We start from the raw sequence: 20,850 nt of genomic DNA, 5'->3' as shown, positions 1-20,850 counted from the left end.
AGACAGGATGATATACCACGTAATATTAAAACTTAATTTTTATTTAAACTTTCAACCATGAAAAAGCTAATTTTCGCGTTTTGTTGTGTCCTGTTAGCAGGAATGACAATGAATGCACAAATCGAAACACCACAACCAAGTCCATTTGCTAAAATGGAACAAAAAGTGGGATTAACTGATGTACATGTAGAGTATTCACGACCTGGAGCAAAAGGAAGAACCATTTTTGGAAATTTGGTGCCCATGGGAAAACTTTGGAGAACTGGAGCAAATGCCAACACAAAGATCACCTTTAGTAATGATGTAAAAGTAGGAGGGAAGGACCTAAAAAAAGGTACTTATGCACTCTATTCAAAACCTAACAAAACTTCTTGGGAAGTAATATTTTACGCTGATGCTAATAATTGGGGTACTCCTAGAGAGTGGGACGAAAGCAAAGTTGCTGCCACTGTGACTGCTCAAGTTCAGGAAATTCCTGCAATGATTGAGAACTTCACAATTATGTTTGATAACTTGAAGAATGACAGTGCCGAGCTGGGCATTATGTGGGAAAAAACATATGTTGGCGTAAAACTAGAAGTTCCTACCGATAAAGCAGTGACGGCTTCTATTGACAGAGTAATGTCAGGACCAGGGCCTAATGATTTCTATTCGTCAGCTGTATATTATTTAGAGTCGGGTAAGGACATCAATAAGGCTATGAAATGGATTGACAAGGCGGTTGCAATGACTGAAGAAAAGCCACGCTTTTGGTACTTACGCCAGCAGTCGTTAATTCATGCAAAAGCAGGTAAGAAGAAAACTGCTATTGCTGCTGCTAAAAAATCCTTAGAATTAGCGGAAAAAGCTAAAAACGCAGATTACGTTAAGTTAAATACAGATTCGTTAAAGGAATGGGGGGCTATCTAAGTTAAACACTTTTGACAATACAATACAAAAGCCTCACTTTATAGTGGGGCTTTTTTTGTTTCCATACTGTCAAATATTGTAGCAAACAGCATCACCAAAACACATCCGATAAGGTTTAACCATAAATAGGCGAGTTCAATATAACCATATTTGTCCAGGGCAAATAGTGCAATTACAATGGTTTCGGCTAATAGGGCGGCAAAAAACACGCTATTTCCTTTAATCCATTTTAAAAAGAACGCTACGGCAAAAATTCCCAGTATGGAACCGTAAAAAATAGACCCAATAATATTCACAGCTTCAATCAAGTTGTCGAACAATGAAGCAAACATGGCAAAAGCCAATGCAATAAGCCCCCAAATAAGAGTGAATACTTTAGAAGCATTCAAATAAAAACGATCACCTTTATCTTTTACAAAATTTCGCTTATAAATGTCTATAACCGATGTGGTAGCAAGTGCACTCAATTCTGAGGCTGTAGACGACATCGCTGCTGAAAAAATAACAGCCAATAGCAAACCAATCAATCCTACAGGTAAGTGCTCCGTAATAAAAGTGATAAAAACATAGTCGGTGTCTTCGGCATCCATATCCAAATCATTTTGAGTAGAAGCTTTAGCGATAATGGTTTTTGCTTCATTTCGTAATGCAACTTCCGCATCGACCGTTGCATTCATTTTTTCAATTGTGGTTGCAGAAACTTCTCCCGATTTGTTTTCTTCCAAAAACCGATCAATAGCCTGTCTTTTTACTTTATTATTATCAACTAAACGCTGTTCTAGAACAGTATAATCAGCAGCCATTTCACTTTGTTTTACCTCGGCTACATTAGCGGCATTAAAATGAAGCGGAGCATCATTAAACTGATAAAACATGAAGACCATAACCCCTACAAACAGAATTAGAAACTGCATAGGTACTTTAAAAACACCATTAAATAGTAGTCCTAATCTACTCTCGGTAAGTGATTTTCCCGAAAGATAGCGTTGTACTTGGCTTTGATCAGTCCCGAAATAGCTCAAAAATAAAAAAGTACCACCAAGCATGGCGGTCCAAATGTTATAACGGTCAGAAAGATCGAAGTTAAAACTTACAATATTTAATTTACCTAGGCTGCCAGCTACATCAATGGCTTCTCCAAAACCTATATTTTCAGGAAGTTTATTTAACAATACAAAAAATGCGACAACCATTCCAGATAGAATTACGATCATCTGTTGTTTTTGTGTTTGGCTTACTGCATTGGTTCCGCCGGATACGGTATAAAAAATAACAACAACACCAATGATTAAAATGGTAACACTTAAGTTCCATTGTAAAATGGTAGATAAAATTATTGCCGGAGCGTAAATAGTAATACCGGCTGCCAAACCACGTTGAATCAGGAATAAAATTGCTGTAAGCGAACGGGTTTTAAGATTGAATCTGTTTTCAAGGAATTCGTAAGCCGTGTAGACATTCAATTTATAATACAAGGGCAGAAAAAAGATACATAAAATGATCATTGCCAATGGTAAACCAAAATAGAATTGCGCAAAGCGCATGCCATCATCATATGCTTGACCAGGTGTCGATAAAAATGTAATAGCACTAGCCTGGGTAGCCATTACGGAGAGACCTATTGTCCACCATTTTAGGTTATGATCCCCTTTTAAATAACTTTCAGTTGTTTTCGCATTTCGGCTTTTCCATACACCATAAATTACGATGGCTAATAGAATGGCAATGAGCACAGTCCAATCAATAATATGCATTAAGCGTAGAGGTTAGTTAGGTAGATGAAAATGGAAACAAGAATAAGCTGAAAAACCAATACCGTTATGTATATGTTTTTCCAGCTTCCCAGAAAAGGTGGTTTATCAATATCTTCCATTATCCTTTTATTTTAGATGACTGCGGACCTTTGCCCAATGATAGCATATTGGCAAAAAGCTTGTATGCCCCTGGTACTCCCGCAGGCAGTTCTCTAAAGAAACTAAGACCGGTATAAATGTAATGGCCTTCACCATATTTTGCGACCAGTAAACTACCGTCTTTGGCTGTTTCACCTTTATCATTCATGGATAGGATAGGGGTGAAATTTGCGTCCCATTCTCTTGGGAAATACAAACCGCGTTCTTGAACCCAGCCTTCAAAGTCATTAGGAGTTATTTGATTCGGAAAATTAAGTACCGGATGATCTTCTTTTAAAATACGTACCCGAGCTGTTTCATCAGTGACACGGTCGCGGGAAAGTTTTAGATCAAAAGGAGCCATAATCTTAACACCACGTCGACCTGCTGTATTGTATTGTACGATCATATTACCGCCTTGTTTTACAAAATCTAGTAAAAAACGCTGCTTAAACTTAAGTTCATCAACTACATTATAAGCCCGAATGCCCATCACAACGGCATCAAAATCAGCTAACGTATCTTCAGAAATTGAAGTTACAGGAATAACAGTGACATTATAGCCTATTTGTCGCAGACTTTCAGGAATAACGTCGCCGGCACCGGCAATGTATGCTATATTAGTTCCGTTTTTTTGTATTGCAACATTTACAACCTTGGTTTTAGAAGGCAATAAAACCGATTGAAATGGGATGTGGTCATAGTCAATCTCTACTAGTTGGTGAATATAATTATTAGCGTTAACGGTTAGTTTAGGCGAGATGGTACCTACACTTTCGTCATTAGGCGGAGTGACTTTAAAGATTACAGTCGCAACATCTCCTTTTTGCTTAATATCGAATGGTATTTCAGACGGAGTAACCTGCCAGCCTTCAGGATAATCTAAATATGCTTTTCCGTGGGCGTTATTTTTACCTGCCCGGATGGTTAACGAAACATCTTGAGTCGTTTTACCATCAAAAATGATTACAGGATTACTAAATGAAGCCGTCACTTCCGGTAGGACCTCAAAAGGTTTATATAATTCTCCTTTATCTGGTTTCGAGTAACGATACACAACGGGTCTATGCATTGTAATTGTTTGTGCATTAATAGTTAAAGAAATGGCAGCATTAAGAAAACGGGGAGTTTCTGGTTTTCCAATGAGTTGTTTGTCTTTAACGATGTACATACCTGGACTACCTTCATCCATTAACCAATACGGACTGGTATATTGAGTATTGAGAGGAATGGCGATTTTCTTTTTAATGTTTTGCCGTTCGTTATAAGGCAAGGTTGTCGTATTCTCGATTGTTGTTTTTAAAGGAGAAAAATTGATGTTTGTAATCGCCATATCAGCCTTACTTCTGTTGATTGCTTCAACATTTAGATCAACCAAACCACCCGGCGATACGGAGGCCGCATCTGCAGACACTTCAAGATATAAACCGGCACATGCACTAATAATATCTGTGATTTCCTCTAATTTGATTTTTTTCCAATGTGCATCTTCCAATTTTTCGATTAACTGATATGCATTCACAAGATCATCTAAATGCACAGCCGGATTTCTAAAATCGAAATCGGCTTCAACTTTTTCTAGAATATCACCAATTTTTTCACCCCCTTTTACTCGGTTCCAACTGGTATCTATGCCATCAAAAATATTGTCTTTGTCTTTAGGAAGATCTCCTTTTAAAAGTTCTATATATTCCTTTTGACTACCTCTCGTTGTGAGGCGACCAAAACCCTGGCATAAATGCTGACTACTTGCAATTGATGCTATTTCGTTATTAGATAGTCCTAAAGATGGGTAGTAGGTACCAATATCAACATTTAACATATTCGATTTGTCAGCCTTTCTAAAATTCTCTTGGCTACCATAAAACCACCACGATGTATTAAAAAACAACCGTCGAGGTTGCCAGGTTGATAAATTGGTAAGCTGATCACTATACTTTGTTTTATCTCCAACCAAGTCAAAGGCTTCAACACTAAGCATCGCTGAGGTTGTGTGATGTCCGTGAGTAGTACCAGGAGTTCGATGGTTAAATCTATTAATGATAACATCGGGTTTAAAAGTCCTAATTGCTCGTACGACGTCTCCTAAAACTTCTTCTTTGTTCCAAATAGATAAGGTCTCGTCCGGATGCTTAGAGTATCCAAAATCATTGGCCCTGGTAAATAGTTGCTCACCACCATCGACAGATCTTGCGGCCAATAGCTCTTGCGTTCGCATTACACCAAGTAGCTCCCTTATTTCGGTGCCAATTAAATTTTGTCCTCCATCTCCTCTAGTAAGCGATAAATATGCCGTCCGGGCCTTTACATTATTTGATAAATATGCAATGAGTCGCGTATTTTCATCATCAGGATGAGCAGCAATATAAAGTGCTGAGCCTAAAAAGTTAAGTTTTTTTACAGCTTCATAAATTTCGCTTGGGGTATGTCGTTTTGGTTGTTGGGCATCGACCGTGAAGAATACCAATAAGGTAAGAGCCAAGACTATTTTTCGCATCATTTAATTCTAGTTAGTGAGCATTCAAATATAAAGAGAATAGCGGGTGGCTTATTTCATTTAAGGAAGTTTTAACAGCAATCGATATACGCATACTGTATGCATAATTCTTGTTTTTACTTGTTCAAATTTGTTGAGCTGATTAATTTTGATTCAAAATGTTTCAGCTTGATCGATATTACTATTCTCACTCAGCAAAAGTATCTTAATCCTAAAACGGTTGATGCACTTACTCAGAATATTTTAGATGAACGCAGCTTATTGCAAACAGCATTAGAGGGTCGGGATCTAATTGTTGATGTTGTTTCTTGGGATGATCCAACCTACGATTACTCAAAGACCAAGGCTATCGTCTTTAGAACCATATGGGATTATTTTGAGCGCTTTGAGGAGTTCAATATTTGGTTAAACAAGGTAAGCCAGCAAACCAAATTGATCAATTCAAAATCATTAATCGATTGGAATATTGATAAGCATTACTTACAAGACCTCAAAGAAAAAGGAATTACAATAGTGCCCACAGCATTTGTTGATAGCGGGTTTCATAGATCATTATCGTCAATATGCGATGAAGAAAAATGGAATGATATTGTTATAAAACCTGCAATTGCCGGGGGTGCATTTAATACATATAAGGTTTTGGCAAGTGAACGTGCGGAATACGAAGATTTGTTTAAAAAATTGGTATCTGAACGGGATATGCTTGTACAACCTTTTATTGGGAGTATACAGAGTAGAGGAGAGGCTTCACTAATGGTGTTGAATGGAAAGTATACCCATGCCATTTTAAAAAAAGCAAAATCAGGAGACTACCGTGTACAAGATGATTTTGGTGGTAGTGTTCACGATTATGAACCAACAGAAAAAGAAATTGCTTTTGCTGAAGCTTGTTTCGAAGCTTGTGAAGAAATGCCAACTTATGGGCGTGCCGATATTCTATGGGACAAGAATGGAAACATTATGCTTGGTGAGCTAGAAATCATTGAACCCGAACTGTGGATTCGAAATAATCCGCAAAGTGCAGAGGACTTTGCGGATGGTATTGTTAAGTTTCTTTAATCCTTTAAAATCAAAGCTGGAATATTCAACTGCTTGAAATTTTCATTATAGCTTTTCATCTCGTTTTTGATGATATCGTCTCGCTCATTTTCATAAACCTTCCAGTCTTGCAAAAGATCTTTTAGACGCTCTTTTGCACCCGCAGTAACTTTTGGATTAGCTGCATCAATATAACCCGAAAGGTTGATTAATTGAGCATTCAATTTATTATTGAAATTGATGACATCCTGAAAAGTTTTTTGTTTAGGTTGAATCAAATTTTCTTCCCAGATTTCGATTCGTTTGATTAGTTTCTTTCCATCTTCAAGAAGTGCTTTAGCCTTATCATTATCCTTTAATAAAGATGCATAATGTTTTAATTGTGACTTCGCTGAACGCATTTTGTTTACTGATTCATGCATTTCCTTTATTGTCGCAGCAATAGTAGTTAACATAGTTTGCTGATCATTATAATCCGATGCAGAAGCCTCTATTGATGGATCTGCCAAAACAATGGCGGTTGTTTCCTGAACTTTGTCGTTTAAAGATAACCGAAGTGTATACGTTCCCGGACCTACAGATGATCCGTTGAGACCACCAAAAACAAATACTTTGCTTACTGGAGGAAGCGGATCTCTAGCAAAATCCCAGGTGAATCTGTTATATCCTTTTTTGGCTGGTAATGTTTGCGGTTTTGAGGGTCCGCCTGGCCATGATTTAAAACCTTTTGGCTTTTTGCTGCTATAGGTTCTTATCAACTCAGTTCCATTTAGAACCTCCAACTTTAATTCTAATGAATCCAACTTTTTTGGAAGGTAGTAATCAAATGTCACTCCGCTTTTGGGGTTTTGACCTTGACCAATGGCTTTAGAAGTGCCACCAAAAATGCGATAAGCGTCTTTCGGTTTAAAGATTTTAAATTCACTTTGATTAGTAGTCATTTGCTGTAAAACACCAAGGTCGTCCAATATCCAAAACCCTCTTCCAGATGTTGCAGCAACCAGATCATTGTCTTGAATAATCAGGTCATTTATTGGGACTGTGGGGAAATTTAATTTGAGCTTTTGCCAACTATTCCCGTCATTCGTTGAAATATACAACCCCACTTCTGTGCCTGCATATAACAATCCTTTTTTCTTTTTATCGGCCCGAACCACTCGTGCGAAGCCATTCGGGTCATCTAAACCAGCAACTATTTTCTTCCATGACGTTCCATAGTCGTCAGTTTTGAAAATATGGGACGAAAGATCCATTGACTTATATCGCATGATCACTACATAAGCCGTTGCCGGATCGTGTTCTGAAATGTCAATACTATTGATGATCCCATCAGGAATGCCCTTTGGGGTAATGTTCTCCCAGCTTTTTCCGCCGTTTTTAGTAACATGCAATAAACCATCATCGGTACCGGCATATATAATCCCTTTTTCATGTTGAGATTCAACCAAAGCAGTAATGGTATTATAGTTTTCCCCTCCTGCAGCCTCATTGGTATATGGCCCACCTCCGGGGCCGTGTTTTTCTTTTTCGTTTTTGGTCAGGTCGGGGCTTACTGTCTCCCAACTTAACCCACCATCAGTCGTTTTGAACACCAAATTACCAGCATGGTAAATGGTATTTCTATCATGAGGTGAACTAATTATGGGAGCATTCCAATTATATCGGTACTTAGAGTCTTTCGGAGCGATGCTCAATCCTAATTCAGGGTATTGTTTAATTGGTTTTTGTTCTTTAGAGGCTTTTGTCCACTTGCTAATATTCCCTTGATAGGTGCCCCCATACACGGTAGTTGGATTGTCAGGATCAAAAGCGATAAACGCGCTTTCGCCACCAGCAACGGCGTACCAGTCTTTCCAGTCAATACCTCCATCTTTAGTTCGGCTGGCAATTGCCATGGTCGAGTTATCTTGCTGACCTCCGTATACAAAATAGGGCATTTGATTATCGGTGATTACTCGGTAGAATTGAGCCGTTGGTTGATTTTGTTGGGTACTCCAACTTTTACCCCCGTTAAATGAGATATTGGCACCACCGTCGTTGGAGTTGATCAAGTTCGTATTATCCGTTGGATTGATCCATAAGTGATGATTATCGCCATGAGGTACAGGAATGTTCGTAAAACTTTTACCTCCGTCGATACTTTTCATTACCGGGGCATTTAAAACATATACCACATTTTCATTTTGAGGATCGGCAAATATTTCCATATAGTACCATGATCGCGCAATATTTACCCGATTTTTATTCACTTGTTTCCACCTTTTTCCGGCATCGTCCGATCGATACACTCCACCTTTTTCTCCTTCGGCTTCAACAACCGCAAAAACCTTTTCTGAATTGGCTCTTGATACCGAAATTCCAGCTTTTCCAAATGCATTTGGTAGGCCTTTTTCTAATTTTTTCCAGGTATCACCACCATCAGTAGATTTATAGAGTCCTGATTTTTCCCCACCACTTTCCATGATCCATGGATAGCGTCGATGTTGCCACATTGCTGCATATAAAATTCGCGGATTGTTCATATCCATCGATATGGATGAAGCTCCGGTATTTTGATCAATATAAAATACCTTTGACCAGCTTTTCCCTCCATCGGTAGAACGATATATACCTCGTTCGGTAGAGGGGCCATATTGAGCGCCTTGCCCACTTATATAAATGATGTTAGGATCTGTAGGGTGAATAATGACATCTGAAATATGTCTTGTTTTTTCTAAGCCAATGTGTGACCATGTTTTACCAGCATCTGTTGATTTGTATACTCCATCACCCATTGAGGTCATCACTCCTCTTGCGGCATGCTCACCCATACCAACAATCACTACATTAGGATCGCTTTCGGCTACAGCGATCGCTCCGACGGTTCCTGTTTTAAAAAATGTATCTGAAACATTCTTCCAACTAATCCCCGCATCGGTAGTTTTCCAAACACCACCACCGGTAGCACCCATATAGTAGGTAAAAGGTTGTCCGATAACTCCAGTAGAAGCTACGCTACGCCCACCTCTAAACGGACCAATATTTCGCCATTTTAATCCGTGAAACAAGCTATCAGTTAAGGCAATTCCACTTGGGGACTTTTGTTTTTTACGTTTCTTTTGGGCATTTACATTAAAGCTGACTAGAATCAGCAAAATAACTGCTAGTTTTAAAAGTTTCATGTGGTGGTATTTAGTTGTTTTATATAAGTTAGATATTATAATACTATACAGTTAAGCGCGATAATCTAATCCTCGCCCTTGGGTTCCGTTAGTCTGATTATTTCATTAATCATACGCACCACACCTTCTTCTTCAACGGTGGTCAGATTGTTAGCCAGATCCCCTGTTCTTTGGTTAATAAAATTTCTGTGCGTTTTGCTGAAAAATGCAGTTGCATATTGCGGATCATCAGTAAGGTCAGGATCAAAATTTGCTCTTCTCCAGGGTTGGTATTCATTGAACAAAAAATTAATCGCAAACTCCTCTTCTTCTAAATAATCACCTAAGACATCTTTCCATGAAATTAAACTTCGTCTTAATGTATCATTTTTAATAAGGTCAAAGGAAGAAGAATTTAAAAGTGCTTCCACTGCACCATTTTTAGGGTTGAACGATTTGTTCCTCCATATCAACGGGTAGTAATTTTTTATGCTATCAGTAAAATGAGAATTCGATTCATTTACTTCTGGGTTTTTAAGATTGAAATTCCCAATAGCATTTAACACCTTCTTACAAGCGTTAAAATTAACTCTATTAAAATCAATGATGGAGTCTAATTGCGCTTTATTTGATTTAAAATCCAGGTTGATTTCTTTTAAAAAGGCTTCCTCCTTTTTACGTTCTTTGCTCTGTTCATTCCAATTGTTTATTTGAAGTGCGATAAGAATACCAATTACGACAAGAATGATTTCGCCAATGGCATATTTAAGGTATTGGCCTGTTTTATTTTCCGAGAGTAAGCGCTGCCTGATTTTTCTAAAAAATTTGATCATGAATAATAATTGGAGTGTGAGAAAGCAATAGAGTTACTAGGGTGTTTTACGCTATTTAACATAGCTTTTATAAAATTAAAGATTGTTATTCCCTTTGACTCCATATTTCATAGATGGGGTCGCCTTTGCTAGATAGGCCTGAATGATGCCATTTACCATCTATCAATTTATAATCAAACTGTAATTGCATCCCGACTTTATCATTATCTCTTGAAAAGAACTCTAGGTTTTCGGTATACTTTCCATTAACTGTTGTATAAGTGCCGCCACCTGTGCCCATAAATTGTTTGCTTTCGGTATTGTAAGCAATCCATTGAAAACGGTTACCTGACAATATTTTCATGGTTTTTCTTGGTCTATTGGTATTCCGTTGTTGCATCTTGCCATCTCGAATACGTCCAGACATTAGCCAAGCTCCCTTTAGTTTTCCGGGTTTTCCATCATCAATGCGCCTTAATTTATTCTTATTGCCGACTACACCCATTACCGAATCGTTAACATAAACCTTAAAGCTTACTTCTGTACCAACGCGATCAGGGTCATTAGTGTCGAACTCGATAGTCTCGGTCATAGTATCACCATTTAATCGCCATGCACCTCCATTAGTTTTAATAAATGAACCATTTTCAGCATCGTATTGCGACATTACTTGGTAATTGTTTGAAAAAATAACAACAGTTTTTACCATTTTACCATTTTCTAAGGCATGAGTACCTCCCCACGCCCCGACGAAACTTTGAGCATAAATTTCTAAGGATAAAAAAATGGTCGTGATCAGGAATAAAGAAATTTTCATAGCAACTTATTTGCTTTATTAAATATATGACAATAAGTAGTTTAAATTTTTAAAATGTTACTCAAATCGATTAAATGGTCTTTTTTAATATTGATTTTCAGTCATTTAAAAAAAGAGTTGTAGAACAGAGGAAATATCACTTTATAACATACAGTATTATAGTATCTTAGTGGAGTAAAAATCAATCATGCCATTACAACTCATTTTTAATCAATACAAATTACTCACCGAATTGGAGTATAAAGCTGTCAGGTCTAGCGGTGCAGGAGGCCAGCATGTCAATAAAACCAGTACTAAAGTTGTTTTAAGTTGGAACCTTAATAAATCAGCAGTATTTAGCTATGAGCAGAAAGAATTGCTTAAAAAAAGACTAATAAATAGATTAAATTCAAGAGGCAATTTACAATTAAATTGTTCTGAAAGTAGAAGTCAAATACATAATAAGCAAACTGTAACTTCCCGGTTTTTTCAGCTTATAGAAGAGGCTTTGGTGGCAGAAAAAGTGCGCAAAGCAACAAAACCATCAAGAGCGGTCAAACAAAAACGACTGGATACCAAAAAAAGGCAATCAACTAAAAAAACGAATCGTAGAAAACCGGATATCGAATAAGTACGATTTACAATTTTTGGAGTACGATTTCCACTTATAAAAAGATTGAATTCCAAGCACCAAATTCTAAACTTCAGCTTACTAAATTAGAAAACTGCATACTGCGACTGCCAACTAAATACTGAATTTAAAGTGGAATATTCCCATGCTTTTTATATGGCATTTCTAACTCTTTATTTTCTAAAGTAGCGAATGCTTTTATCAGTTTTCTACGTGTATTTTCGGGTAAGATGACTTCATCAATAAATCCGCGTGCAGCAGCGCGATACGGATTAGCGAACTTATCAGCATATTCTTTTTCTTTTTCAGCAAGCTTGGCAGCGGGATCATCGGCTGCTTGAATTTCTCTTTTAAAGATAATCTCACTAGCACCTTTTGCTCCCATAACAGCGATCTCAGCTCCTGGCCATGCGAAATTAAAGTCAGCTCCTATGTGTTTACTATTCATAACATCATACGCTCCCCCATAAGCCTTTCTGGTAATAACGGTCACTTTAGGTACGGTAGCTTCACTTAAAGCATATAATAGCTTCGCTCCATTTGTAATGATACCATTCCATTCTTGATCGGTTCCTGGTAAGAATCCAGGGACGTCTACTAAGACTAGTAGTGGGATATTAAAGCAGTCGCAGAAGCGCGTGAATCTGGCAGCTTTTTTACTACTATCTACATCTAAAACCCCTGCCAAACTCATGGGTTGATTGGCCACTACACCCACACTTTTGCCTGCTAAACGTGCAAAACCTACGATAATGTTATCGGCATAGTCCTTATGAATTTCGAAGAAAGAATCCGCATCAGTAATACCACTAATCACCTGATGCATGTCGTAAGGCTTATTAGGGTTATCCGGCACAATACCTTTTAATTCTTCTCGTACTTCATCGCCTAACTCATAAAGCAAATCCAAAGGTTTTTCCTGATTGCTTTGCGGCATATAACTGATAAGTTTTTTTAAATCTTCTAAACATGCAACATCATTAGCACTGGTAACATGGGTGACGCCACTTTTCGTAGCATGTGTATGTGCACCTCCCAATTCTTCACTGGTCACCTCTTCGTTGGTTACAGTCTTTACCACATTGGGGCCAGTTACAAACATATAACTGGTGTTTTCAACCATCATAGTAAAGTCAGTCATTGCGGGAGAATACACTGCGCCACCGGCACATGGACCCATAATGGCGGATATTTGGGGAATTACCCCAGATGCTTTTACGTTACGATAAAAAATATCCGCATAACCACCTAAAGATCGAACACCTTCCTGAATGCGTGCTCCTCCGGAATCATTCAACCCAATAAAAGGAGCTCCGACTTGCATGGCCATGTCCATGATTTTACAGATTTTTTCGGCATGTGTTTCTGATAATGCTCCGCCAAAAACAGTAAAGTCCTGTGCAAAAATATAAACCAGTCGACTGTTAATCGTTCCATAACCGGTAACAACTCCGTCTCCATAGAATTGCTGATCGGCCATACCGAAATCTGTGGTGCGGTGCGTTACGAACATACCGATTTCTTCAAACGAATCTTCGTCAAGCAAATAATTAATGCGCTCTCGAGCAGTTAACTTGTTTTTTGCATGTTGTTTTTCAATACGAGCTTCGCCACCTCCAAGTTTAGCTTTAGCGATCTTATCATTTAAAATAGAAAGTTTGTCTTTCATAATGTTTATTGAATAGGTAAACGAAGTTGTTTTTTATCTTCCAAATATATTTTTAACGCAGCTTTGGCAGCAACGTTGGCCAAAACATTTTCATAGTTTTCGATGTCTTCTTTTGAGTAGTACTTTTTAACAAAATTGGTGTCAAAATCTCCCGAAACGAATGCTTCATGTCCACATACAAAGCGCCCAAAGGGCAAGGTGGTTTCAATACCTTTAATATGGTAATTATCAATAGCTTTGATCATTAACTGGATGGCCTCATCGCGCGTTTCACCATAGGTGATTAGCTTAGAGATCATCGGGTCATAGTAAATAGGAATTTCTTGCCCTTCTTCGAATCCATCATCTAACCTAATTCCTGGTCCTTGAGGAGTTTTGTAGGTGGATAGTGTTCCAATACTCGGTGCAAAGTTGTCATAAGGATCTTCTGCATATACACGAAGCTCTAATGCATGACCTTGAATTTTAAGGTCTTTTTGCTCAAAAGCTAATTTTTCACCTCTCGCAACTTTTATCTGTTGTTCTACCAAATCAAGTCCAGCAATAATTTCGGTTACCGGATGTTCAACCTGTAGCCGGGTATTCATTTCTAGAAAATAGAAATTGAGTTTTTCATCAAGCAAAAACTCAACCGTACCTGCGCCGACATAATCGCAGGCTTGCGCTACTCGAACTGCTGCTTCTCCCATTTCATTTCTTAATTTGGGAGTTAGTACAGCACTAGGCGCCTCTTCAACAACTTTTTGATGACGCCGCTGTACACTGCATTCCCTTTCAAATAAATGCACAACATTGCCATGTTCATCAGCGAGTACCTGTATTTCGATATGCCGAGGTTTGGTAACGAACTTCTCAATAAATACAGCGCCATCACCAAAGGCAGAAACAGCCTCACTTACGGCACGATCCATTTGTGATTCAAATTCGTTCACGTCTTCTACAATTCGCATTCCTTTTCCACCACCCCCTGCAGAGGCTTTTATAAGAATTGGAAAGCCGACCTTTTGCGCGATTTTTTTTGCCTCTTCGATATCTGTAATCGCGGTATCAACACCTGGCACCATAGGGATGTCATATTTTTTGACAGCATCTTTTGCTGATAACTTATCACCCATAACCCGAATAGCATGTGGTTTCGGACCTATGAATTTGATATTTGCTTTGGTCACCGCTTCAGCGAAATCTGCATTTTCGCTTAAAAAGCCATAACCGGGATGAATACCATCAACATTTAGATTTTTGGCTACGTCGATTATAACATCTCCCTTTAAATACGATTTAGATGAAGCAGCTTCACCAATGCAAACAGCCTCGTCTGCATATCTAACATGCGGTGCATGTCGATCAGCTTCGGAAAAAACAGCAACGGTTTTAATGCCCATTTTCTTTGCTGTTTTCATAACACGAATCGCAATTTCACCGCGATTTGCTACTAGTATTTTTCTCATTATAGTACTGGAGTTAATAGCGTTAATGAACTTGACTACTCAAATTCAACTAATAATTGACCTTTTTCAACTACTTGTGAGGTAGCGATATGAATGTTTTTTATAATTCCGCTTTTAGGAGCAAGCATTACATTTTCCATTTTCATGGCTTCTAAAATCAGTATAGGATCATTTTCTTCAACTTCTTGCCCTTCCTTGATTTCGATAGCAATAATCTGACCTGGCATGGGAGCATTAACGGTATTTACATTTTTCGATGAACGAGCGGTCAGTCCCATTTTATTGATGAGTAGATCAAGATCATTTTTGATAGTTACCTCTTGTAATTGGCCATTTATTTTTAGTGTATACGCCCTATTTTGATGATCATGTGATATGACTTCAATACCGTAGGAAGTGTTATTTTCAATTAGATGAAATATGTTTTCATCTGTTTTAATAAGATCCAGGTTTGCTACCTGTTTCTTATTCAAATCAACAGTATACTTATTATTGACATGGAGTTGAAATTTTTTGGAAGCCATATGTTGTTATGTAATTGTTATGGTTTTAATAAGCAATTAACCAAAATTAGTTAACAAAGTTAACTAATTTTTAGAATCTTGATGATCGTGCTAATTTTTTTAATGTTAATTTCTTTTCAGGATCTAGTTTTGCTGCCGTTTTAAGGAAAACTAATGCTGTTATGTAGGCGTCTCCCGCGGCGGTATGCCTGTCTTTCATTGAAATATTCATCTCTTTTGCTATGGTGTCTAAAGCATATGAGTCATTGGAAATGCTTTCGCTAATAAAATGCTTTGTCTTTTTATAAAGCATTCCGGTATCGTACATTTTGTTTTTTAATTTTCCTAAATTCATACGGTGTAAAGCCCTATCGATCATTCTTTGATCAAAAATTGCATGATGTGCTACCAAGGGGGCGCTTTTAATGTATTTGATGAATTGTTCTACTACATATTCTTCCTTGTGCTTTACTAGATTTCCCTTTTTCAAAATCCCATGTACCTCTACCGTATTTGCATTAAAAACTTCTTGATTGATGTACATTTCAAATGAGTCTGCAATATCGATCATTCCGTTATTGATAGCTACCGCGCCAATACTTAATATTCGATCGTTCTTAATATCAAAGCCCGTAGTTTCGGTATCATAGACAACAATCCTTGTTTCATTCAAAGGTTTATTAGTAAAAGTATCAAACGATTTCAGGTAGTCTGACCAAAATGTCGGAAAACCTTTTTTCTTTATAGAACTCCAAGGCCATTTCATGATTAAAGAAAACTAGCGAGTTGAAAACGAACCTTTATGAGTTCTTGAATATCTTTTATTGGCTTAAAACAGCGTTTTAGTTTTAACCTATCTTCTTTACTTAAACTACTTAGTTTGATGTATCTACCAGAATCGTTATTTTGAATTCCTTGTTTAGTTCTAAATTTGAGTAGTGCTTTAAAGGAGTAGGCGCATGATTTATAGAGCTCAGCGTTTTGAGGTTCTAACAAGGCAAGGTTTTCAAATCGCAAGGCGGTGTTATTGATGTTCTTAACTTTTTGTGACAGTGTTAATAGTCTTGCAGCATCTATTAGTGGCATCATAGCTCTAGACTTTATGTCAAAAGTGTCTTTATTTTTGCCATCATGTTCAACTAAAAATTGTCGAAAAAAACCAAGTGGAGATGGATTTTTAAGCGCATCTCTTCCCATATACGTACAGAATAGGTCACCCTTTTCTAGTGACTTATAAATTGATTCTGTAAGCGCATCAACTAACTTGGAATCTCCATATGCCAAATCAAAATCAAAGAAAATAGAAGATAGTAAGATGGTTTCCTCCGTTGGTTTCAAAATCCAATTTGAAAATTGATTTTTCCAATTTGATAATGACTCACACCATTTAGGGTTACTACCCATCATATCGGCTTTGCAATATTCAAAACCAATAGCATGAAGGTGTTTTGTTATTATGTTTGCAAGTTCAAGAAAGTATGCTTTAGTATTTGCATACTTGTCAGCATGTACATCTTCAAAAACGAGCGCATTATCTTGATCAGTAGGAATAAGTTGCTCCCTACGGCCTTGACTACCTAACGCCAACCAAGCAAAGTTGACCGGTGGTTCATTCGGCATTTCAGTTACTGACAGACTAATAGTTTGATCTATAATGAGACTGTTAAGTTCACCAATAATTTTTGAAACATGAGAAAGCGGAATATTCTGATCGATGTAGACCTTTAACAGTATTCCTATTTTAAGTCTAATTTCTCTTAGTGATTTAACCGATTTGGCCCGCCTAATACCTTTAATAAGCACTGATGGGTTATTGGCCTTTGATAAAAGAATGTCATGCTCTGTAAGCATTCCAATAAGTTTGGTGTGTGCGGTACCATCCTCAGTGATACATATGTGTCGAATATTATGACGTACCATAATCATTTGCGCTTGTGCAATGGTAATGCCTGAAGGTTGGGTAATAACTGGACTTGACATTATAAAAGACGCAGCGGTATTAATGCTGAAATCACCTGTTGCTATCTTGTTTCTAATATCTGAATTTGTAATAATGCCAACTGGTATTTGTTCATTACTGACCACAACAATACTTCCAATTCTCTGGTTACGCATTTTTATTGCCGCTTCTTTTAAAGGTGTATCTGGAGAACAGCATATAGGGTTCTTAATATAGGATGCCGTTTGCAACTCAAAAAGATCAGGATTCCGATCCACCTTGTATTCGGTAAAAAGTTTTCCTCCTTTTTCAAGTTCAATTGGGTTTCTAGTGTTGCTAGCAAAACTTGCGATAAGGTAGTTGCTTATCTTTTTGTCTTTTTCGGCAATTGGTGTAAAAATATTAATTGGGATACCATATAGAACTGACTCTTCGTTAGTTCTTGCAGACATTTGATAATTTTCTTTGGTAATTAACGGACGTAAACCAAACAAGTCACCTTCATCACATATATCAACTAATGATTCAGTTGTCTCATCTTTTTTATATAAGCCAACAGCACCATCTTTTACAAAATAAAACTGTTCATGCCTTACCTCATTTTCTTTAAAGCAATTACTATTCTTTTCAAGATAAATCACCTTAACATTTTCAGATATTTGTTGTAGATCTTCTTTTTGAAGAAGATCGAACGGAGGGAATCTCCTTAAGTTATCAGCAATACGTTCGGCAATAGTATTTTTCAAACCTGTTGTGTTATGGCTTTAATTATTAATTTATAGTAGGCTATATCGTGAGGAACATACGCTGACAATTCTTTTTTGTTTACACTATTAGTAAAGGTATCAATGGATAAGAGACGTACTGCCATTACCTCTTCTTCCTGTAAACTAACATCTTCTAAACTTATCAATGCTTTTACCATATAAATAAAGTGTATCTCATTATCTATTAAGTAATCATTATGGTGGTGTTCTTCATGCCAAGTGCCAATAAAGTGAAGATCTCCCGGTGAAAGTGCAATACCTATTTCCTCGCCAACCTCTCGTACGGCAGCTATTTTTGGATTTTCATCGGCGGCGATATGTCCTGCCACCGATACATCCCATAAGCCAGGAAAGGTATCCTTGTTTAAAGCACGTTGTTGAAATAAAATTTCTTGCTGATCATTCTGAATCCATATATGTACACTAGCGTGTAACAACCCATTTTTATGAGCATACGATTTCATGTGTTGTACACCAGTCGGGTTTCCTTTTTTGTCAACAATATCGATCAGTTCATCAGGCATAGTTATAAATAAAAGTCCCCTGTCTTAGTCAGAAAGGGGATTTATTTTACGATTACATCTTATTCAAAATAACTAAAGGTTTCATTTCCTTTAATCTTTAGTAAAGTCTCGTAAATAAGTTTGATAACGTTCTCCACATCATCACGATGCACCATTTCCACAGTGGTATGCATATAACGTAATGGTAACGAAATTAAGGCGGATGCTACACCATCATTACTATATGCAAAAGCATCTGTGTCAGTACCTGTACTTCTGGATAAAGCGTTGCGTTGAATAGGAATTTTCTTTTCCTCAGCCGTATCAGTTATCAAATCTCTAAGCTTTTGTTGTACCGCTGGCGCATATGCAATTACGGGACCTTTACCAATAGCACAATCGCCTTGTACCTTTTTATTGATCATCGGAGTTGTGGTATCATGGGTAACATCAGTTACGATTGCCGCATTTGGTTGAATGCGTTCGGCAATCATCTGTGCACCTCTCAATCCTATTTCTTCTTGCACAGCATTCACAACATATAGGCCAAAAGGTAATTTTACTTTGTTTTGGTGCAGTAGGCGGGCAACTTCAGCGATCATAAAACCACCAGCCCTATTGTCGATAGCCCTACAAACAAACTTGTCTTTATTTAGAATGTGAAATTCGTCAGGGTAGGTGATCACACAGCCCACATGAATTCCCATTTTTTCAACAGCTTCTTTGTCCTTCGCACCTACGTCGATAAAAATATTATCCGGTTTTGGAGGTTCTTCTTTTGATCTATTTCTAGTATGAATGGCTGGCCAACCAAATACACCTTTTACAATACCTTTTTTAGTATGTATATTGACTATTTTACTCGGAGCTATTTGGTGATCGCTACCGCCATTTCTCACAACATACAAAAGACCATTATCTGAAATATAGTTTACATACCAGCTAATTTCGTCGGCATGTCCTTCTATAACTACTTTATATTTTGCTTTCGGATTGATCACCGCAACCGCAGTGCCATAGGTGTCTGTAAAAAACTCATCAACATATGGTTTAAGATAATCCATCCATATTTTTTGCCCCTCCCATTCATATCCGGTAGGTGCCGCATTATTAAGATATTTTTCTAAAAAGTTGAGTGATTTTTTATTTAAAATTGATTTTTGCGCCATGCTCTATTGTATTTAACACGAAAATAAGAATAATAGTAATAATAAGGTATGATATAGAGTTGTAGTAATTAGTATTTTTGGTATGGTTTTAGGTAACTAATTGTTGTGAAGAAATTTCTGTATATACTGTCACTACTTTTATCGGTTTTTGTAAGTGGTCAAGAACCGATTAAAGATTCTATTCCTGAGGATTATATTAGGGTAGAAGGCGATTCTATTTGGCGACAACATATAGATCTCGATGAGGTGTATGTTTTCAATAAACTTAATTTTAAGTCGTATGATGAGAAACGACAGTATTTAATTTTAAGAAGAAAAACTATTAAGGTGTTTCCCTATGCTAAATTGGCAGCAGAAAAGTTGATAGAGCTCAATGACAGTATAAAAAAAATAAAGAAGCGTAGACATAAAAAACGCTATACTAAAAAGATCCAAAAATATATTGAGAAGGAGTTTAGTGCTGAACTGAAAAAACTCACTAGAACAGAAGGGCAGATTCTTATAAAGCTGGTACATAGGCAAACCGGTACTACTGCATTTGCTCTTGTGAAGGAGCTGCGAAGTGGTTGGAGAGCATTCTGGTATAATACAACGGCTAGTTTATTTGATATCAGTTTAAAGGAAGAATATAATCCTAAGGAGGTTCAAGAAGATTATTTAATTGAAGATATTTTGCAAAGAGCATTTGCAGGTAATCTTTTAAATAGGCAAAAAAGCGCGCTTGATTTTGATTACTTGGAACTTTCTAATAAGTGGTCGGGCGATTCTGAAGTTAAAAAACAATAAAAATTCCATTATTTTTTGCTATCTTACAAGTTCCCTTTAAACGGTAACACCTTTATTAGGAGTACTATGCGATAAGGCGTATAGTAATTGTTGATGCATTGTTAATAACTCCGACTATTTTTTATCAAAAAAAGGTTGGTCAGATTATATTCTCATTCTATATTTGCAGCCGCTTAGACGGGGAACGTTTTGGTTTGTTGAAGGAGTTCATTTTGTATTGGGAGTAGTGGGATAAAAAAAATTAATTTTTTTTGTTGTGTGAATTAAAAACTGTTTTTATATTTGCACCCGCTTTCAGGGAGAGTGAAAAAAGTTCTTAAAAATTAGTGGTTTTATGGTAGGTGTTTAGAG

At 37.2% G+C, this 20,850-nt stretch carries 16 protein-coding genes; 4 read left to right on the top strand and 12 right to left on the bottom strand.

The features are described 5' to 3' along the window. Window positions 1-57: 57 nt before the first annotated feature. The gene (locus ABN763_RS16500) at window positions 58-909 is read left to right on the top strand and encodes a DUF2911 domain-containing protein (protein ID WP_410486604.1); all 852 of its coding nucleotides are present in this window, start codon (window positions 58-60) and stop codon (window positions 907-909) included. Between the two features lie 38 nt (window positions 910-947). Here ABN763_RS16500 and ABN763_RS16495 read toward each other — a convergent pair whose 3' ends face one another. Together ABN763_RS16495 and ABN763_RS16490 are read right to left on the bottom strand one after the other, a co-directional pair. After that, a complete protein-coding gene (locus ABN763_RS16495; protein ID WP_410486603.1) occupies window positions 948-2,663 on the bottom strand; it encodes a sodium:solute symporter in 1,716 nt (571 codons plus the stop codon). A 118-nt stretch (window positions 2,664-2,781) separates the two neighbouring features. Next, window positions 2,782-5,298 carry a PIG-L family deacetylase gene (locus ABN763_RS16490; RefSeq protein WP_410486745.1) on the bottom strand — a complete coding sequence of 839 codons (2,517 nt, stop codon included), beginning with the start codon at window positions 5,296-5,298 and terminating at the stop codon, window positions 2,782-2,784. A gap of 168 nt (window positions 5,299-5,466) precedes the next feature. On the opposite strand from ABN763_RS16490, the gene ABN763_RS16485 reads away from it, so the two are divergent. Then, on the top strand, window positions 5,467-6,357 hold the full coding sequence (locus ABN763_RS16485; RefSeq protein ID WP_410486602.1) for a RimK family alpha-L-glutamate ligase: 891 nt from the start codon (window positions 5,467-5,469) through the stop codon (window positions 6,355-6,357). Here the strand turns inward: ABN763_RS16485 and ABN763_RS16480 are convergent. The 3 genes from ABN763_RS16480 to ABN763_RS16470 all read right to left on the bottom strand — a co-directional run bounded on the left by ABN763_RS16480 (window position 6,354) and on the right by ABN763_RS16470 (window position 11,105). Continuing rightward, window positions 6,354-9,497: a VPS10 domain-containing protein gene (locus ABN763_RS16480; RefSeq protein WP_410486601.1), complete on the bottom strand. Its 3,144-nt coding sequence runs from the start codon at window positions 9,495-9,497 to the stop codon at window positions 6,354-6,356. The two genes, ABN763_RS16485 and ABN763_RS16480, sit on opposite strands and share 4 nt — an antisense overlap. Before the next feature lie 65 nt (window positions 9,498-9,562). Then, window positions 9,563-10,309, bottom strand: coding sequence for a DUF6090 family protein (locus ABN763_RS16475; protein WP_410486600.1), 747 nt, complete (start codon window positions 10,307-10,309; stop codon window positions 9,563-9,565). A gap of 85 nt (window positions 10,310-10,394) precedes the next feature. Further along, window positions 10,395-11,105: a membrane or secreted protein gene (locus ABN763_RS16470; RefSeq protein ID WP_410486599.1), complete on the bottom strand. Its 711-nt coding sequence runs from the start codon at window positions 11,103-11,105 to the stop codon at window positions 10,395-10,397. A gap of 187 nt (window positions 11,106-11,292) precedes the next feature. On the opposite strand from ABN763_RS16470, the gene arfB reads away from it, so the two are divergent. Next, the gene (gene arfB, locus ABN763_RS16465) at window positions 11,293-11,715 is read left to right on the top strand and encodes an alternative ribosome rescue aminoacyl-tRNA hydrolase ArfB (protein ID WP_410486598.1); all 423 of its coding nucleotides are present in this window, start codon (window positions 11,293-11,295) and stop codon (window positions 11,713-11,715) included. Window positions 11,716-11,842: 127 nt separating this feature from the next. Here the strand turns inward: arfB and ABN763_RS16460 are convergent, their stop codons facing one another. From ABN763_RS16460 to ABN763_RS16430, 7 genes are all read right to left on the bottom strand, one after another. After that, window positions 11,843-13,384, bottom strand: coding sequence for an acyl-CoA carboxylase subunit beta (locus ABN763_RS16460; protein WP_410486597.1), 1,542 nt, complete (start codon window positions 13,382-13,384; stop codon window positions 11,843-11,845). A gap of 5 nt (window positions 13,385-13,389) precedes the next feature. Further along, the gene (gene accC, locus ABN763_RS16455; protein ID WP_410486596.1) at window positions 13,390-14,832 is read right to left on the bottom strand and encodes an acetyl-CoA carboxylase biotin carboxylase subunit; all 1,443 of its coding nucleotides are present in this window, start codon (window positions 14,830-14,832) and stop codon (window positions 13,390-13,392) included. Between the two features lie 35 nt (window positions 14,833-14,867). Then, complete coding sequence (locus tag ABN763_RS16450) at window positions 14,868-15,356, bottom strand: biotin/lipoyl-containing protein (RefSeq protein ID WP_410486595.1); 489 nt, start codon at window positions 15,354-15,356, stop codon at window positions 14,868-14,870. A gap of 70 nt (window positions 15,357-15,426) precedes the next feature. After that, entirely contained in the window at window positions 15,427-16,101 is a 675-nt protein-coding gene (locus ABN763_RS16445) for a PolC-type DNA polymerase III (protein WP_410486594.1), read from the bottom strand. 2 nt (window positions 16,102-16,103) lie between these two features. Beyond that, window positions 16,104-18,020 carry a DUF294 nucleotidyltransferase-like domain-containing protein gene (locus ABN763_RS16440; RefSeq protein WP_410486593.1) on the bottom strand — a complete coding sequence of 639 codons (1,917 nt, stop codon included), beginning with the start codon at window positions 18,018-18,020 and terminating at the stop codon, window positions 16,104-16,106. Further along, entirely contained in the window at window positions 18,017-18,565 is a 549-nt protein-coding gene (locus ABN763_RS16435; protein WP_410486592.1) for an NUDIX hydrolase, read from the bottom strand. Before ABN763_RS16435 ends, ABN763_RS16440 begins: the two co-directional genes overlap by 4 nt. Window positions 18,566-18,624: 59 nt before the next feature. Then, on the bottom strand, window positions 18,625-19,713 hold the full coding sequence (locus tag ABN763_RS16430) for a M42 family metallopeptidase (RefSeq protein WP_410486591.1): 1,089 nt from the start codon (window positions 19,711-19,713) through the stop codon (window positions 18,625-18,627). Between the two features lie 105 nt (window positions 19,714-19,818). Here ABN763_RS16430 and ABN763_RS16425 point away from each other — a divergent pair, with 105 nt between their 5' ends. Next, the gene (locus tag ABN763_RS16425) at window positions 19,819-20,499 is read left to right on the top strand and encodes a DUF4294 domain-containing protein (protein WP_410486590.1); all 681 of its coding nucleotides are present in this window, start codon (window positions 19,819-19,821) and stop codon (window positions 20,497-20,499) included. Window positions 20,500-20,850 lie beyond the last annotated feature (351 nt).

This window comes from Spongiivirga sp. MCCC 1A20706 (assembly GCF_046524175.1).
In the GTDB taxonomy this organism is placed as follows: domain Bacteria; phylum Bacteroidota; class Bacteroidia; order Flavobacteriales; family Flavobacteriaceae; genus Spongiivirga.
The sequence above is the reverse complement of the archived record's forward strand: the minus strand, read 5'-3'. Positions and strand labels throughout refer to the sequence as shown.

Excerpts from the sequence above, each read along its gene's own strand:
- ABN763_RS16500 (WP_410486604.1), top strand. The coding sequence starts at position 58 with ATGAAAAAGCTAATTTTCGCGTTTTGTTGTGTCCTGTTAGCAGGAATG.
- ABN763_RS16495 (WP_410486603.1), bottom strand. The coding sequence starts at position 2,663 with ATGCATATTATTGATTGGACTGTGCTCATTGCCATTCTATTAGCCATC.
- ABN763_RS16490 (WP_410486745.1), bottom strand. The coding sequence starts at position 5,298 with ATGCGAAAAATAGTCTTGGCTCTTACCTTATTGGTATTCTTCACGGTC.
- ABN763_RS16480 (WP_410486601.1), bottom strand. The coding sequence starts at position 9,497 with ATGAAACTTTTAAAACTAGCAGTTATTTTGCTGATTCTAGTCAGCTTT.
- ABN763_RS16475 (WP_410486600.1), bottom strand. The coding sequence starts at position 10,309 with ATGATCAAATTTTTTAGAAAAATCAGGCAGCGCTTACTCTCGGAAAAT.
- ABN763_RS16470 (WP_410486599.1), bottom strand. The coding sequence starts at position 11,105 with ATGAAAATTTCTTTATTCCTGATCACGACCATTTTTTTATCCTTAGAA.
- arfB (WP_410486598.1), top strand. The coding sequence starts at position 11,293 with ATGCCATTACAACTCATTTTTAATCAATACAAATTACTCACCGAATTG.
- ABN763_RS16460 (WP_410486597.1), bottom strand. The coding sequence starts at position 13,384 with ATGAAAGACAAACTTTCTATTTTAAATGATAAGATCGCTAAAGCTAAA.
- accC (WP_410486596.1), bottom strand. The coding sequence starts at position 14,832 with ATGAGAAAAATACTAGTAGCAAATCGCGGTGAAATTGCGATTCGTGTT.
- ABN763_RS16450 (WP_410486595.1), bottom strand. The coding sequence starts at position 15,356 with ATGGCTTCCAAAAAATTTCAACTCCATGTCAATAATAAGTATACTGTT.
- ABN763_RS16445 (WP_410486594.1), bottom strand. The coding sequence starts at position 16,101 with ATGAAATGGCCTTGGAGTTCTATAAAGAAAAAAGGTTTTCCGACATTT.
- ABN763_RS16435 (WP_410486592.1), bottom strand. The coding sequence starts at position 18,565 with ATGCCTGATGAACTGATCGATATTGTTGACAAAAAAGGAAACCCGACT.
- ABN763_RS16430 (WP_410486591.1), bottom strand. The coding sequence starts at position 19,713 with ATGGCGCAAAAATCAATTTTAAATAAAAAATCACTCAACTTTTTAGAA.